The sequence below is a fragment of the Bradyrhizobium sp. USDA 4353 genome (assembly GCF_054063215.1).
This window is the reverse complement of sequence record NZ_JBSSGB010000001.1, coordinates 6814211-6830337: the sequence shown is the minus strand read 5'-3', so window position 1 is coordinate 6830337 and position 16127 is coordinate 6814211. Positions and strand designations below refer to the sequence as shown.

The following is a 16127-nucleotide window of genomic DNA, read 5'->3' as shown; positions in this document are numbered from 1 at the left end:
AACGGCCGCTTCGCTTAACCTTCGGCTTCAGCAGATGAGGCCGCCGTTGACCGTCCATTCGCCGCAACCGTTCCCGACGGAAAGCTTCACCGGCGCCGCTGCCGCGGTAGCCCGGCTCGAAGAGATCTACGAGCGCAACACGGCGTTCCTGCGCGGGCATTTCGAGGCGTATGCCAACGGCGTCGTGCCGACGACGCGCATCCGGGCCACTTATCCTTTCGTGCGCCTGACCACGGCGAGTCACGCCCGGCTGGACTCGCGCCTCGCCTATGGCTTCGTCGCAGGGCCGGGCGTGCATGAGACCAGCATCACGCGGCCCGATCTGTTTCGCTCCTATCTCACCGAGCAGATCCGCCTGCTGGTCGAGAACCATGGCGTGCCGGTCGAGATCGGCGAATCCGCCGAGCCGATCCCGGTGCATTTCGCCTATCGCCGCGACATCAACATCGAGACGGCGCTGCCGCATCACGAAAGCCCGCTGGTGACGCGCTCGCTGCGCGACGTGTTCGATGCGCCTGATCTCGCGACCATGGACGATGCCATCGCTGATGGCACGCTGGAGCTGAAGCCCGGCATGCCGGAGCCGTTGTCGCTGTTTCGCGCCGCGCGCGTCGACTACTCGCTGCGCCGGCTCTATCACTATACGGGCACCGATCCCGATCACTTCCAGAATTTCGTGATCTTCACGAACTACCAGTTCTATGTCGATGCCTTCGCCGATTGGGGCCGCCAGCAGCTCGCGGCCGGGCAGGGCGACGCTGAAGCTTTTGTCGAACCGGGCAACGTCATGACGCGCAATGCACGTCTCGGCGGCGGCACGACGGGCTCCGCGCCGGCGCGCACGCCGCAGATGCCGGCGCTTCATCTGGTCGAGCCCGGGCACCAGGGCATCACCCTGATCAACATCGGCACTGGCCCGTCGAACGCGCGCAACGTCACCGACCACATCGCGGTGCTGCGCCCGCATGCGTGGTTGATGGTCGGGCACTGCGCGGGCCTGCGCAACACGCAACGGCTCGGCGACTACGTGCTGGCGCATGGCTATGTCCGCGAGGACCATGTGCTCGACCAGGAGCTGCCGCCCTGGGTGCCGATCCCGGCGCTGGCCGAGGTGCAGGTCGCGCTCGAAGAGGCGGTCGAAGCCGTCACCGGCTATTCCGGTTTCGAGCTGAAGCGGGTGATGCGCACCGGCACGGTCGCGAGCGTCGACAACCGCAATTGGGAGATCTCGGGCCCCGCTGTGATCCGGCGTCTGTCGCAATCGCGCGCGGTTGCGCTCGACATGGAGTCGGCCGCCATCGCCGCCAACGGCTATCGCTTCCGCGTGCCCTACGGCACCTTGCTGTGTGTCTCCGACAAGCCGCTGCATGGCGAGATCAAGCTCGCCGGCATGGCCAGTGACTTCTACCGCCAGCGCGTCGGGCAGCATCTCCAGATCGGACTGAAGGCCCTGGAGCTGTTGAAGCAGCAGGAGTCCGAACGACTGCATTCGCGCAAGCTGCGCAGTTTCGCCGAGGTCGCGTTTCAGTAGCGGCCCATCACGCACATGTTGTTGTTGTTTCCCGAGCGAACGTGGTGGTCTCAGTCCACCTCTCCCCACCGGGGAGAGGTCGGCGCGTAGCGCCGGGTGAGGGGGCTTCGTGCTCATCGATGGACCGGTATCCCTCACCCGGATTGCATCTGGCGATGCAATCCGACCTCTCCCGAGCGGGAGAGGTGGACCGAGGTCGTGGCCAAGGATGAGATCTATCAAGCGCAGGCGAAATCGGCTCTTGCGGCCTCCGGTCAGCGCGCCCGGCGCTCGTCGAACGCCTGCCGCGCCTGCTCGACCTCCGGCATCTTCGCGATCGTCCACGCATACAGCGCGCGGAACGGCGGCTGCAAGGTGCGGCCGAGCGGCGTGATCTCGTATTGCACGGCGACTGGCGAGTCCGCGATCACCTGGCGCGCGACCAGGCCGTTGCGCTCGAGCCGGCGCAGGCATTGCGTCAGCGCCTTCTGCGTCACGCCCTCGAGCTGCTTCTTGATCGCGTTGAAACGCAGCGGGCCGCCGTCGAGCACCGCCAGCACCATCATCGACCATTTGTCGGCGATCTGGTCGATCAGCACCCGGCTCGGGCATTCCGACGAGAAGTGCTGCGGCTTGCAGCGGAGCGGGGCGGTCTCTGATGTCGACGCATCGGTCAAGGCAGTGGTTTCCTTCGATATACTTGAGCGACTTCGGGTGCCCCATTGACTTCAGGTTTCCGAAGTATACTGGAGCGGTTCCGAACGCAATGGAGCCTTCTGAATGTCCGATCTCGATACCGGCGTGCTGTTTCGTCCGTTTCGTCTGAAGTCGCTGGAGCTGAAGAACCGCATCGTCATGGCGCCGATGACGCGCAACGCCGCGCCGAACGGCGTTCCCGGCGAGGCCAACGCCGCCTATTACCGGCGCCGCGCCGAAGGCGGCGTGGGGCTGATCCTGACCGAGGGCACGGTGATTAACCGCCCGGCCTCGCGCAACGAGCCTCAGATCCCCTTCTTCTACGGCGAGGCTGCGCTGGCCGGCTGGCAGAAGGTGGCGAGCGCCGTGCACGCCGCGGGCGGCCGCATCGCGCCGCAGATCTGGCACACCGGCTCGACCAAGGGCATGAGCCGCTGGGAGCCGGACGCGCCGGTCGAGAGCCCGTCGGGCCTGGTCGCGCCGGACAAGCCGCGCGGCAACGTGATGACCGAGAACGACATCGCCGACACCGTCGCGGCGTTCGCGCAGGCCGCCGCCGACGCCAAGCGCACCGGCTTCGACACGGTCGAGGTTCACGGCGCGCATGGCTACCTGGTCGACGAGTTCTTCTGGTCCGGCACCAACAAGCGCGAGGACCGCTATGGCGGCCCGACCATCAAGGAGCGCTCGCGCTTCGCCGGCGAGATCGTCGCCGCGATCCGCAAGGCGGTCGGTCCTGATTTCCCGATCATCCTGCGCGTCAGCCAGTGGAAGCAGCAGGACTACGCGACGCGCCTCGCCGAGACGCCCGCGCTGATGGGCGACTGGCTGCAGCCGCTGGTCGATGCGGGCGTCGACATCCTGCACTGCTCGCAGCGCCGCTTCTGGGAGCCGGAATTCCCGGAGATCGACGGCGAGAAGGGGCTCAACTTCGCCGGCTGGGCGAAGAAGATCACGGGCGCGGCGACCATCAGCGTCGGCTCGGTCGGCCTGTCCGACGAGTTCTTCTCGGCGTTTGCCGGCAAGCCTTCGAGCTCGGCCGATCTCGATGCGCTGCTCGAGCGCATGGCGAAGGACGAGTTCGACCTCATCGCCGTCGGCCGCGCGTTGATCAGCGATGCCGATTGGGTCGCCAAGATCAAGGCCGGTGATAAGGCCGGCTTGAAGGGCTTCAACGCGACCGATCTCGGCGCACTGGTGTGAGCTGAGCAATAGCTCGTTCATGGGGCTGGTCGTCGACCTCATTCAGATCCATGCTCTATGATGTTAGTTCATCTCGATCAGTCGCTACTTGATCGGTGCACCCTCTCCCCTTGTGGGAGAGGGTGGTTCGCATGAGCGCAGCGAAATGCGAACCGGGTGAGGGGTCTCTTTCCGCGAGCTCCCGTGCGGAGAGAGACCCCTCACCCGCCTCCGATGCTTCGCATCTCCGGCACCCTCTCCCGCAAGGGGAGAGGGTCACCGTCTTCCCCGCGGGGCACCGACGGGGCGTGGGACACAAAGCCGGTCAGACTTGTACTTTTCCAGCATTCTGCTTTAGCTGGACTATGCCGAGGTTTCGCACCAAGCCGTCGATCCCGACTTTCGCGCTGTACCGCGAAGGTTCGGCGGCGCAGCCCGATATGCTGCATATCGAGCCGATCCAGGTGCGCAGCAAGCTGTACCGCTGGGAGATCGAAGCGCACACGCATCAGGGCCTGCACCAGATCCTCTGGGTGGCGTCCGGGCCTGCCGAGATCGCCTTGGACGAAAGCCGCGACCATTGCAGCGGGCCGATTGCGGTGATCATCCCGCCCGGTGTCGTCCATGCCTTCCGCTTCTCGCGCGAGACCGATGGCTATGTGCTCACCTTCAATCCACGTGCCGTGGTCGAAGGTGACGTGCCGGCAACCGGGCAGGCGCTGCGCGACCTGTTCGCCACGCCGCAGATCCTGCACCTCGATCCGCAGGCGGTCGCGACGCGCCGCATTGCCGCGCTGTTCGTCGACCTCGCCGATGAGTTCGCCGCCGCGGATTCGGCCGCCTCGCCGGTGCCGCATTGGCTTGGGCGATCGATCGTGTGGCGGCTCGCGCAGCAGAGTGCGCGACAGTCGAAGGCGGCGCCGCGCGGCAGCGGACACGCCGCGCTGTTCACCCGCTTCATCGTGCTGGTCGAGGCGCATCACCGCGATCACTGGTCGGTGGCGCGCTATGCCGACGAGCTCGGCATGACGCCGGAGCGGCTGAACCGGCTGACCCGGGCGGAGACCGGACAGTCCGCGCTTGATATCGTGCATGCGCGGCTGGCGCGCGAGGCCTGTCGCCGGCTGACCTATATCGCAGCACCGGTATCGAAGCTGGCGTTCGAGCTCGGCTTCAAGGACCCGGCCTATTTCTGCCGCTTCTTCAAGCGCCATACCGGCGCCAGCCCGAGGGACTATCGCCGGGCCCTGGGCGTTTCCGACGAGAGCGCCGGCGTCGGAGCCTGACACGATCAGGACCATTATACCGCGATGCAGCAGCGTCCGGACGTCGGAAAAGTGCAAGAGAATGCAGCGTCCATCCAAGTGGCCGGATGGGTTCCTTGGTAAATTCAGGCATCGCTGAGAAAGTACAAAACGCAGCCTGTCGAAATCCGGGAGAAGATGCCCATGAAAGTCCAAGTCTGTATCATCGGCGGCGGCCCCTCGGGCCTGATGCTGTCGCAGCTCCTGCATCTGCAGGGCATCGATACGATCATCCTCGAAAAGTCCAGCCGCGACTACGTGCTGTCGCGCATCCGTGCCGGCGTGCTCGAGCACGGTTTCGCCAAGCTGATGCGCGAGGCGCAGTGCGGCGAGCGCATGGACCGAGAGGGCGAGATCCATCACGGCTTCTACATCGCCCATGACGGCAAGCTCGACCGCGTCGACCTGCACAAATATTCCGGCGGCAATTCGGTGATGGTCTATGGCCAGACCGAGCTGACCCGCGATCTCTATGAGGCCCGCGACAAGTTGGGCGGCAAGGTCGTGCACAACGCGCTCGACGTGACGCCGCACGACATCGATTCCGACGCGCCCTACGTCACCTACCGCACCGGCGACGAGGTCATCCGCGTCGATTGCGACTACATCGTCGGTGCCGACGGTTTTCACGGCGTCAGCCGCAAGTCGATCCCGCACGACAAGATCAAGGAGTTTGAGCGGGTCTATCCATTCGGCTGGCTCGGCGTGCTCTCGCGCACCAAGCCGGTGTCGCCGGAGCTGATCTATGCCAAGCACGAGCGCGGCTTTGCGCTGTGCTCGCTGCGTTCGCAGGTGCTGAGCCGCTATTACATCCAGGTGCCGCTGACGGATACGGTCGAGGGCTGGAGCGACGACGCGTTCTGGGAGGAGCTGAAGCGCCGCCTGCCGGAGGAGGTCGCCGCCAAGCTGATCACGGGACCGTCGATCGAGAAGAGCATCGCGCCGCTGCGCAGCTTCGTCGCCGAGCCGATGCGCTACGGCCGCATGCTCCTGGCCGGAGACGCCGCGCACATCGTGCCGCCGACCGGCGCGCGCGGGCTGAACTCGGCGGCCTCGGACATCTATTATCTCTATCATGGCCTGCTCGATCACTACAAAAAGGGCGACGACCGCGGCATCGACGGCTACTCGCAGCGCGCGCTGGCGCGGATCTGGAAGGCGCAGCGCTTCTCCTGGTGGATGACGACCTTGCTGCATCGCTTCCCCGATCGCCTGCCGTACGAGGACAAGCTGCAGGACACCGAGTTCGCCTATCTGTTCTCGTCCGAGGCCGCGCAGCGCTCGCTGGCGGAGAACTATGTCGGCCTGCCGTTCTGAAGGCTTACGCTGTCTGTAGGGTGGGCAAAGGCGCGCCAAATCCGTGAGTTATTTGCTCCGCTTGATCACGCGCCGCGCCCACCATTCTCTCCAGGTTGGGCCCACCCGAACAGACGGTCAGAGCCGCGCTGTCGGATACAGCGCCCTCTCCCCTTGTGGGAGAGGGCATGTTCGGCCTGTCCAAGCATTCGGTTGGGTGAGGGGTATCTCTCCACGAGCGACATGCGCGGAGAGATACCCCTCACCCAACCGCGCTTGGCGCACTGTCCTACATGCCCTCTCCCACAAGGGGAGAGGGCGCATTCACTGGCGAGCTTCGTCTCTCGATCCGCAAGAGTCGTGATCTGGGTCCCAAGGTCGCAACGCCGATTAAAATCCGCTTCACATCTCAAACAGCGCCGGACACAGCATCGCGTTCTCGCGGCATCTGATGCCCGAGGTCTGCCATCGCTTCGTCCCTCGCAAAGATGAGAGGGCGCAGGGAATGCCGGGTGAGGGCCTCACCCATGGCCCGCCTGCGAGAAAAAGTGCAGGCGGCAGGTACCACAGGTGCAGCCGAGCATCCGGCATTCCCTGCGCGGTGTCTTCACGCTTATACGCAGTCGCCCTGGTGCGCCGGCGTGTTGGCCACCTCCGCGCGAGGCCAAGCCTCGTCGCTTTCGCGACAATGCGCTTGCGCGCATGGCGCGGATGACACCAGCTTCGGGGTGTCGGGCCGCTGCGACTTCGCGTCCGCAGGCGATCGTTCGTCCGCACGCTCGTTGCCGAGCATGTTGCGATCTCCCGCGGCATCGCCTCCCCACCTCGCGTGTCGTGACGATCGCGCGCAACGCCCCTTGTGTTCAGAAATTCTGTCAGAATGTGCGAACGGGCGGTTCTCGCAAAACCGCCCGTCGCTGGATCTGAGCCCGTAACGCCCCAAACGCGGCAGAGCCTGTATCAGAGCGAGGGACAGCTCCGGTGATCTTCCTCAACCCGAACAGTTGCAAGGGCTTCGAGCCCATACAAGGCAAGGAAGGGAGTGGATGATGACACAGATCGCAAATGGTGTCGCTGGTATCGATGTGGCCAAGGACAAGGTGGACGGCTGCATTCGGAAACTCGGAGTACGGCAGACATTCCCGAGCAGTTCGCTTGGGCATCGCCAGTTGGTGGCCTTGCTTCGCAAGCACAAGGTGACCAAGGCCGTCATGGAGGCCAGCGGCGGCTATGAGCGCGAATGGGCCAAGGCGCTGCGCGAGGCCGGGATAGAGGTGCGGATCGTTGATCCCAAACGGGTTCGCAGCTTCGCCTTGTCGGCGGGTCGACTGGCGAAGAACGACACGATAGACGCAGAGATGATCGCCTGGTTCGCCGAGACGTTCGACGAGGCACCGAGCCAGATCTACGATGCTGCACGCGAGGAACTGGCGGGGCTGGTGAAAGCGCGCAAGAATCTGATGGATCTGAAAACCCGTTTGCAGAACCAGACCGAGCATGTTGTGCCGGGATTGGCGCAGAAGGCCCATTCCCAGGTGTTGAAGACGCTCGCGGCTCAGATTGTGAAGCTCGAGGCTGCGATCTTCGCCAGGGTCAAGGCGACGCCGGAATTTGCCGAGCGCGCCGAGATCATTGAAAGTGTGCCGGGGCTTGCCGTCATGACCTCCGCGCTCCTCATCGCAGGAGCGCCGGAACTCGGCAAGGTGAGTGATAGGATCGCCGCTGCCCTGATCGGTGTTGCCCCTTACGACGACGACAGCGGCAAGCGCCGAGGCGAGCGCCACATCAAGGGAGGTCGGCGCTGGGTGAGAAACGGCCTGTTCCTTCCCTGCCTCGGAGCAGCGACGCAGCATAATCCGGTGCTCAAGACCTACTATGAACACCTCATCGCCAAGGGCAAAGAGCCGAAAGTTGCCCTCATCGCCTGTATGCGCAAGCTGATCATCATCCTCAACACGATGATCGCCCGCGGCGAAAAATGGAATCCCAAGCAGCCGCGCGTTGCGATGAGCTGATCGAGCGCCACATGCGCTCGGTTCACGACCGAGCGCATGCCAAGCCAACAGGACGGCGAGCGGACGGGGTCAAGGCCTTCAGCCGCCGAAGGCGGGGGCGCGTCTCGCGCCAGCCTTGAGGCCGGCCGTTCGCCGGCCTACCTCAAAAGCACAGTTGCTCTCGTTGAGGCGGGATGCCGCAAGATAAGCATATCTTCCGATAAAGCGAAAGCAAAATCTTCTGGAAAGCGGAAAATAGTTTCGGGCCGGTCTGTCGCTTCCGCCGTCGGAGATCGAGAGCTGCGCATATCCGGATTAGCCCGGATACGCCGGCTTGCGTGCTGCACCGGGCGAGGATCGGTTCCGCAACTACGCGCGACCGTTTTAGGACTCTCCTAATCCTTCCGTTAAATCGCGCATTAAGACCGGCCGGGAATGGTGGTTGTGAGGAGATAGCGATGTCAACGGAACACCATGACGATGCGCGCCGCCTGGAGACCCTGGCGGAGCTGGATATCCTGGATACGCCGCGCGAGGATGCCTTCGACCGGCTGACCGGGCTTTGCCGGAAGATCTTCGACGTGCCGATGTCGACCCTGACCTTCATCGACGGCCATCGCCAATGGTTCAAGGCCGCCGAGGGCATGACGGCGCGCGAAGGCGAGCGGCGGCCGGCGCTCTGCAACTATGCGATCCAGCAATCGGAGCCGCTGGTCGTTCCCGACACGCATCAGGATCCGCGCTTCGCGGACGGTGCCCAGGTGGTCGGCCACCCGTCCATCCGCTTCTATGCCGGCGTGCAGCTTCGCTTCGGCGGCGTCAACGTCGGCACGCTGTGCGCGATGGACACCAGGCCGCGCCAATTCAACGCGCACGAGCTCGACATGCTCAGGGATCTCGCGGCGATCGCCGTCGACGAGCTGATGCTGCGCAATCTCAGCCTGCGCGACAGCCTGACCGGCGCGTTGTCGCGCCGCGCCTTCCGCAATGAAGGAGAGCGCCTGCGGGCGCTCGCCGAGCGGCACCGCCACGCGTTGACCTGCGCCTTGCTCGACATCGATCACTTCAAGGCGGTGAACGTGACTTACGGTCATGCCGTCGGTGATCTCGTGTTGACCAGGGTGGTCGAGACCTGCCGGGCGATGTTGCGCGCGTCGGATGTCATCGGTCGCCTCGGGGGTGAGGAGTTCGGCATCGTCCTGCCGCATACGAGCCTTGCTGATGGACTGGCGGTGCTCAACAAGATGCGCGCAGCCATCGCCGCACTCTCGATCGAGACGCCGGCCGGACCGATCCGCGTCACGGCGAGCTTCGGCGCGGTCGACGTCTCCCCAGGGCTGCGGTTCGACAGCATGCTGGAGCGTGCCGACCAAGCGATGTATGCGGCGAAGAACGACGGCCGGGACCGGGTGGTCGCATGGGTCGAGGCGGCTCCATCGCTGGCGCCCTCGCTCAGGCGCGTGTTCAAGGCCGGGCAGATTACCTTCGCCACCGGACAGCCGACGTTCGACTGCACGGTCCGAGCGCTGTCCGACTCTGCGGCCGCCCTGGATGTGCTCTCGACCGCCGAGGTTCCCGAGCACTTCAAGCTCGCGATCGCCGGCGACGGCCTCTCCCGCGCCTGCCGCATGACCGCGCGGAGCGACAAGCGCGTTGAGGTCGTTTTCGTGTAGATGATCCCTTTGAGGGGGAGGACGTGTTCGCTCCGGATCGGGAGCTAACGCTGCGTCCTCATGTCATGCGTCATCGCGCGCACAGACATCGTTTGACAAGGATGGTGGGCTGCTCTCTACTTGATCGCGGAAGTTGACAGGAGGCTACCATGCATCTTCGTCATCTGATCGCCGCGGCGGCCTTCGCGCTCGCCTCTGTACTTGCAGCACCCGCATTGGCGAACGACTTCTTCGCGACCGGCATCGATCGTCCCGGCGGCGACTATCGCAGCTTCGATACGTTCGATGATGCGCAGGCCTGCCGGCAGACCTGCAATCGCGAGCTGCCGCGCTGTCGCGCCTGGACCTATGTCAAGGCGCCGACCTCCTGGCGTGGGCCGCAGCAGCCGCCGGCGCGGTGCTGGCTGAAGCGGGTGGTGCCGCGGGCGCGGGCCAATCCGTGCTGCATCTCCGGCATTTCCGGCGGCCAGCGCATCGATTAGGGGCGCTCCGCAGTCGTCCTGTTCCTTGCCGCATCGGTCGCCGATCATCGCCGCACCTCAAAAATGAGTTGCGCACCTCAAAAATCGCGCTAAGTTCCTCAATCCGAAGGGGAGGAGCATGAACGCACCGCTGACATTGCGGGATATCGCGCGGCAGGCCGGCGTCAGCCTGGCCACCGTCGACCGCGTGCTGCACAACCGTCCGGGCGTGCGTCCGGACACGGTGCGGCGCGTCAAGGACGCGATGGCGCGCAGTGCGTTCCAGCCGCATGCCGCGGCCTCCGAGCTGGCGCGCGCCCGCTCGCGGCGCTTTGCCTTCGTGATGCCGGTCGGCGTCAATCCCTTCATGCAGCAGATCCAGGCGCATCTCGGCGAGCTCGGCAACTGGATGGCCGCGCGTCGGCTGACCGCGGATGTCGTCACCACCGACGTGTTCGATCCCGCCGTGCTTGCCGGCAAGCTCGAAGATCTGGTTGGCCGCGTCGACGGCGTCGCGGTGGTTGCGCTGGATCATCCGAGCGTGCGCGCGGCCATCAACGATCTCGTCGAGGCCGGCGCCAAGGTGGTGACGCTGGTGTCGGACGTGCCGTCGTCGCGGCGACATCATTACGTCGGGATCGACAATATCGCCGCCGGCCGCACCGCGGGTGCGCTGGTCGGACGCTTCGCCGGCGGCAAGCCGGGACGGGTGGCGATCATCGCCGGCTCGCAGGGCCTGCGCGACCACGCCGAGCGCATCTTCGGCTTCAGCCAGGTGCTGGCCGCGGAGTTTCGGCAATTGGAGGTTTCGCCTGTCGCTGAGGGGCATGACGCGGACGATCGCTCGGAGCACCTCATGCGGGCGTTGCTCGCCGAGAACCGCGACATCGTCGGCCTCTACAATGTCGGCGCCGGCACGGCCGGTGTCGCCAAGGCGCTGACGGAGTCCGGGCGCGCCGGGGACATCGTGTTCGTCGGCCATGACGTGACCGCGCTGACGCGCAAGCTGCTGCTGTCTGGCGTGATGCATGCGGCGATCTCGCAGAATCCGGGGCATGAGGCGCGCTCCGCCGTGCGCGTGCTGCTGGCACTGGCGCGCGGCGAGGCGATCCTGAGCGAGCAGGAAGCGATCCGCATCGACATCGTGATGCGGGACAATTTGCCGTGACGCTGATGGCCGCGGCGCACGCGGCCGGACGGGTCACGGAACGAGAATGAGAGCGAGCAGGTCACCGGTTTCGAGGCGCCGCAGAGCGCTGATGATCGGTGGCCCGTGTGGGAGGAGTGAGCAGTGTTTCTCGGACTGGATGTCGGCACATCCGGCGTGAAGGCCGTGCTGGAGGACGAAGCGGGCGCGCTGGTCGCGAGCGCGGGCCGTCCGCTGGCGCTGTCGCATCCGCAGCCGTTGTGGTCCGAGCAGAATCCGGATCATTGGGTGGAGGCGGTCATCGGCGCGGTCGATGATCTCGCCGCGCGCCATCCGCGCGAGACCTCGGCGGTGCACGGCATCGGCCTGTCCGGCCAGATGCACGGCGCGACGTTGCTTGATCGCGACGGCCTGCCGTTGCGTCCGGCGATTCTGTGGAACGATGGGCGCTCGCAGGCCGAATGCGTCGAGCTCGAACGGCGCTGTCCCGAGCTGCATGCCATCGCCGGCAATCTCGCGATGCCGGGCTTCACCGCGCCCAAGCTGGCCTGGGTGGCGAAGCACGAGCCGGAGATCTTCGCTCGCGTGGCGAAGGTGCTGCTGCCGAAGGCCTATGTGCGCCACCGGCTGTCGGGCGAGATGGTCGAGGACATGTCGGATGCCGCCGGCACCCTGTGGCTCGATGTCGGCGGGCGGCGCTGGTCTGAAAAGCTGCTGGCGGCGACCGGGCTCGGTCTCGATCACATGCCCAGGTTGGTCGAGGGCAATGAGCCGAGTGCCGTGCTGTCGCGCGAGCTGGCGCAGCGCTGGGACATGCGCGCCGATGTCGTGATCGCCGGAGGGGCCGGCGACAATGCCGCGAGCGCCATCGGGCTCGGCGCGATCAGGCCGGGCGATGCGTTCCTGTCGCTGGGCACGTCGGGCGTGCTGTTCCGCGTCACCGATCGCTTCGCGCCGGCGCCGGAAGCCGCCGTGCACGCGTTCTGCCATGCGCTCGGTGGTCTCTGGCACCAGATGGGCGTGATGCTGTCGGCCGCGGCGTCGCTGTCGTGGCTGGCGCGCATCCTCGAAACTCCCGAGGCCACGCTGCTCGCGCCGCTCGGCAGCAGCGTCGATCGGCCGAGCCCGGTGCAGTTCCTGCCTTATCTCGACGGCGAGCGTACCCCGCACAATGATGCGCACGCCGCGGGCGCTCTGGTCGGCCTGCGCAGCGCCGCTGATCGCAGCGATCTCGTGCAGGCCGTGCTCGAAGGCGTCGCCTTTGCCTCACGCGACATGCTGGCCGCCCTCGGCCGCAGCGCGCAGGAGATCAGAGAGCTCGACCTCGTCGGCGGCGGCTCGCGCTCTCTGCTGTGGGCACAGATCATGGCCGATGTGCTGGGCGTCACCGTGCATCGCGTCGAGGAGGGCGAGGTCGGCGCCGCCATTGGAGCCGCACGGCTCGGCCGTCTCGCCGCGACCGGCGAAGCACCCGCCGATGTCTGCCGCAAGCCGCAGCGGCTGCAGAGTTTCGAACCCCGCGCCGCGCAGCGCGCCGCTTACGACGACGCCTATGCGCGTTGGCGCAAGCTCTATCCCGCTCTCAAGGAGTAATCCCCGTGAACGTCCAGGCTCCCTTCTTCCACACCGGCGCGACCGTCACCTATGGCGGCCCGGAATCGCGCAGCCCGCTGTCGTTCCGCTGGTACGACAAGGATCGTGTCATCAGGGGCAAGCGGATGGAGGACCATCTGCGCTTTGCCGTGTGCTACTGGCACTCGTTCTGCTGGCCGGGCTCCGATCCGTTCGGCGGCGAGACCTTCCTGCGGCCCTGGCAGCATGGCGACGATGCACTGGCGATGGCGCGCGCCAAGGCCGATGTCGCGTTCGAATTGTTCCGCCTGCTCGACGTGCCGTTCTTCACCTTCCATGACGTCGACGCCGCCCCGGAAGGCGCGACGCTGAAGGAGTCGGTGGCTAACCTGAACGCCATCGGTGACCTGTTCGCGCAGAAGATGGAGCAGACGAAGGTGCGGCTGCTGTGGGGCACCGCCAACCTGTTCTCGCATCGCCGCTACATGGCGGGCGCCGCGACCAATCCCGATCCCGACGTCTTCGCCTATGCGGCGGGCCAGGTACGCGCCGCACTCGAGGTCACGCATCGTCTCGGCGGCGCCAACTACGTGCTGTGGGGCGGCCGCGAGGGCTATGAGACCTTGCTCAACACCGACATGAAACGCGAGCTCGATCAGCTCGGCCGCTTCGTCTCGATGGTGGTCGAGCATAAGCACAAGATCGGCTTCAAGGGCCCGCTCCTGATCGAGCCGAAGCCGAAGGAGCCGACCAAGCACCAGTATGATTTCGACGTCGCCACCTGCTACGGGTTCCTCAAGCGCTACGACCTGCTCGACGACGTCAAGCTCAACATCGAGCAGAACCACGCCATCCTTGCCGGCCATTCGTTCCAGCACGAGATCGCGCTGGCGCAGGCGCTCGGCGTGTTCGGATCGCTCGATATCAACCGCGGCGACGATCTGCTCGGCTGGGACACCGACCAGTTCGCGATGAACGTGCCGGAGCTGGCGCTGGTGTTCCACGACATCCTCAGGGGCGGCGGCTTCACCACCGGCGGGCTCAACTTCGATGCCAAGATCCGGCGGCAGTCGATCGATCCGGACGATCTGCTGCACGCCCATGTCGGCTCGATGGACGCGTGCGCCCGGGCGCTGATCGCGGCCGACGAGATGCTCACCGACAGCGCGCTGACCGCGCCGCTCGCGGCGCGTTACGCCGGCTGGGATGGTGAGGAGGGGCAGGCGATCCTCGCCGGCCGCCGCTCGCTCGCGGAGCTCGCCGACCGCGCCGTCAACACCGGCCTCGATCCGCAGCCGCGCTCCGGCCGGCAGGAATATCTCGAAAGCGTGGTGAACCGTTATGTCTGACGACAGCAACGTGAATGCTTCGGTGAGCGGGGCGGCGACGGGTGTCATGGCCGCGGCGGCGCCGGTGCTCGAGCTGAAGGGCATCGGCAAGCAGTTCGGCGCGATCCGCGCGCTGCACGGCGTCGATCTCTCGATTCTGCCCGGCGAGGTGGTCGGCCTGATGGGCGACAACGGCGCCGGCAAGTCGACCCTGGTGCGCATCATCGCCGGCAACTTTCCGCCGAGCCAGGGCACGATCCATTTCGACGGCCGCGAGGTGCATTTCCATCGCCCGATGGATTCGCGCAGCGTCGGCATCGAGGTCGTCTACCAGGACCTCGCGCTCGCCAACAATCTCACCGCCGCCGCCAACGTCTTTCTCGGCCGCGAGATGAGGCGCAATTTCGGTCCGCTCAAGCTGCTCGACCACAAGGGCATGGAGGCGCGCGCGCTGGAATTGTTCCGCGAGCTGCGCTCGGAGACGCGGCCGCATGATCTCGTCAAGGACATGTCGGGCGGCCAGCGCCAGGCGGTGGCGATCGCACGCACGCGGCTCTCCAACGCCAAGCTGGTGATGATGGACGAGCCGACGGCGGCGATCTCGGTGCGCCAGGTCGAGCAGGTGCTGAGCCTGATCCATCGCCTGAAGGAGCAGGGCATCGCCGTGATCCTGATCTCGCACCGCATGCCCGACATCTTCGCGGTCTGCGACCGCGTCGTCGTGATGCGGCGCGGCGAGAAGCGGGCCGACAAGCCGGTCACCGAGACCAGCCCCGAGGAAGTCACCGCGCTGATCACCGGCGCCAAGGAGGCGGCGTGATGTCCGTGCCATCCGAGACGAGCCCAGCGAGCCCCGAGGTCACTTTCACCAATGTCGGCGCCATCCGATGGTGGCACCGCGGCGTGTTCGCGTCGCAGACCGCCTATGTGACCTTGGCGCTGGTCGCGCTCATCGTGATCATGAGCTTCGCCAGCCCATATTTCCTGACCGAAGGCAATCTGCAGAACGTCGCCAAGAACTTCTCGTTCATCGCGATCGCGACGCTCGGCATCACCTTCGTCATCATCACCGGCGGCATCGACCTGTCGGTGGGATCGCTGATGTGCTTCGCGGCGATGATCACCTCGATGGTAATGACGTCGCTATCGACGCCGGGCATGCCGCTGTCGTCGCTGTTCGTGCATCTCGCCGCCGACGGCAAGACGGTGGTCGCCAACCTGCCCGGGCTGATCCTGATCGTCTCGGTGCTGGCCGGGCTCGCGGTGTCGCTCGTGGTCGGGCTCATCAACGGCGTCTGTGTCGCGCTGCTCGGCCTGTCGCCGTTCGTGACGACGCTCGGCATGCTCTCGATCGTGCGCGGCCTCGGCTATGTCATCTCCAACGGCAAGGGCAGCTTTCCGGGCGGGCCCGATGCGGAGTATTTCTATGCGCTGACGCAGGGCGACCTGTATGGCGTGCCCGCGCCGTTCATCTATCTGATCCTGCTGGCGCTGCTGATGGCGCTGGTGCTGCACCACACCACCTTCGGCCGCCACGTGTTCGCGATCGGCGGCAACGAGAAGGCGGCGGAGCTGACCGGCGTCTCGGTGCCGCGCGTCAAGATCGAGGTCTATGTGGTCGGCGCGCTCGCCGCTGGGCTGCAAGGCATCATCATCTCCGGCTGGCTGGGCTCCGCGCCGGCCAACATGGCGACGTCCTACGAGCTCAACGTGATCGCGGCCGCCGTGATCGGCGGCGCCAATCTTGCCGGCGGCATCGGTGGCCCGCTCGGCGCCATCGTCGGCTGCGTGCTGCTTGAGGTCATCCGTAACGGCCTCGTGCTGGCGCAGGTCAACTCCTACTGGCAGCAGACTTTGGTGGGCGTGATCATCATCGCCGCGGTGCTGGTGGATCGCATCCGCGCAAGGCTTTTGTGACAAGGCTGTTGTGACAAGGCTCTTGTAACGAATACTGGCCGGGATGT

General features: G+C 65.9%; 13 protein-coding genes. 12 read left to right on the top strand and 1 reads right to left on the bottom strand.

The genetic code is table 11. From position 1 onward, the window contains the following. Positions 1 to 34 precede the first annotated feature (34 nt). On the top strand, positions 35 to 1531 hold the full coding sequence (locus ACVILH_RS30905; protein WP_456716272.1) for an AMP nucleosidase: 1497 nt from the start codon (positions 35 to 37) through the stop codon (positions 1529 to 1531). A gap of 254 nt (positions 1532 to 1785) precedes the next feature. On the opposite strand, the gene ACVILH_RS30900 is transcribed toward ACVILH_RS30905, so the two are convergent. Continuing rightward, on the bottom strand, positions 1786 to 2109 hold the full coding sequence (locus tag ACVILH_RS30900; protein ID WP_456717122.1) for a winged helix-turn-helix transcriptional regulator: 324 nt from the start codon (positions 2107 to 2109) through the stop codon (positions 1786 to 1788). Between the two features lie 181 nt (positions 2110 to 2290). On the opposite strand from ACVILH_RS30900, the gene ACVILH_RS30895 reads away from it, so the two are divergent. The 11 genes from ACVILH_RS30895 (at position 2291) to ACVILH_RS30845 (ending at position 16080) form a co-directional block, all read left to right on the top strand. Continuing rightward, entirely contained in the window at positions 2291 to 3409 is a 1119-nt protein-coding gene (locus ACVILH_RS30895; RefSeq protein WP_456716271.1) for an NADH:flavin oxidoreductase, read from the top strand. Between the two features lie 344 nt (positions 3410 to 3753). Further along, positions 3754 to 4674 (top strand): helix-turn-helix domain-containing protein, encoded by a 921-nt coding sequence (locus ACVILH_RS30890; RefSeq protein ID WP_456716270.1) that lies wholly within the window; start codon positions 3754 to 3756, stop codon positions 4672 to 4674. A 162-nt stretch (positions 4675 to 4836) separates the two neighbouring features. Next, positions 4837 to 6009 (top strand): 4-hydroxybenzoate 3-monooxygenase, encoded by a 1173-nt coding sequence (gene pobA / locus ACVILH_RS30885; RefSeq protein WP_456716269.1) that lies wholly within the window; start codon positions 4837 to 4839, stop codon positions 6007 to 6009. Positions 6010 to 7034: 1025 nt separating this feature from the next. Further along, positions 7035 to 8003, top strand: a complete 969-nt coding sequence (locus ACVILH_RS30880; RefSeq protein WP_456715261.1) for an IS110 family RNA-guided transposase — start codon at positions 7035 to 7037, stop codon at positions 8001 to 8003. A 437-nt stretch (positions 8004 to 8440) separates the two neighbouring features. Beyond that, positions 8441 to 9655 (top strand): sensor domain-containing diguanylate cyclase, encoded by a 1215-nt coding sequence (locus tag ACVILH_RS30875; RefSeq protein WP_456716268.1) that lies wholly within the window; start codon positions 8441 to 8443, stop codon positions 9653 to 9655. Positions 9656 to 9804: 149 nt separating this feature from the next. Further along, positions 9805 to 10137: a PAN domain-containing protein gene (locus ACVILH_RS30870; protein WP_456716267.1), complete on the top strand. Its 333-nt coding sequence runs from the start codon at positions 9805 to 9807 to the stop codon at positions 10135 to 10137. 118 nt (positions 10138 to 10255) lie between these two features. Continuing rightward, complete coding sequence (locus ACVILH_RS30865) at positions 10256 to 11284, top strand: LacI family DNA-binding transcriptional regulator (RefSeq protein ID WP_456716266.1); 1029 nt, start codon at positions 10256 to 10258, stop codon at positions 11282 to 11284. A 123-nt stretch (positions 11285 to 11407) separates the two neighbouring features. Beyond that, positions 11408 to 12856, top strand: a complete 1449-nt coding sequence (gene xylB / locus ACVILH_RS30860) for a xylulokinase (RefSeq protein WP_456716265.1) — start codon at positions 11408 to 11410, stop codon at positions 12854 to 12856. 5 nt (positions 12857 to 12861) lie between these two features. Then, on the top strand, positions 12862 to 14184 hold the full coding sequence (xylA, locus tag ACVILH_RS30855) for a xylose isomerase (protein WP_456716264.1): 1323 nt from the start codon (positions 12862 to 12864) through the stop codon (positions 14182 to 14184). 46 nt (positions 14185 to 14230) lie between these two features. After that, entirely contained in the window at positions 14231 to 14983 is a 753-nt protein-coding gene (locus tag ACVILH_RS30850) for an ATP-binding cassette domain-containing protein (protein WP_456717121.1), read from the top strand. Then, the gene (locus ACVILH_RS30845) at positions 14983 to 16080 is read left to right on the top strand and encodes an ABC transporter permease (protein ID WP_456716263.1); all 1098 of its coding nucleotides are present in this window, start codon (positions 14983 to 14985) and stop codon (positions 16078 to 16080) included. The genes ACVILH_RS30850 and ACVILH_RS30845 overlap by 1 nt, the downstream gene beginning before the upstream one ends. Positions 16081 to 16127 lie beyond the last annotated feature (47 nt).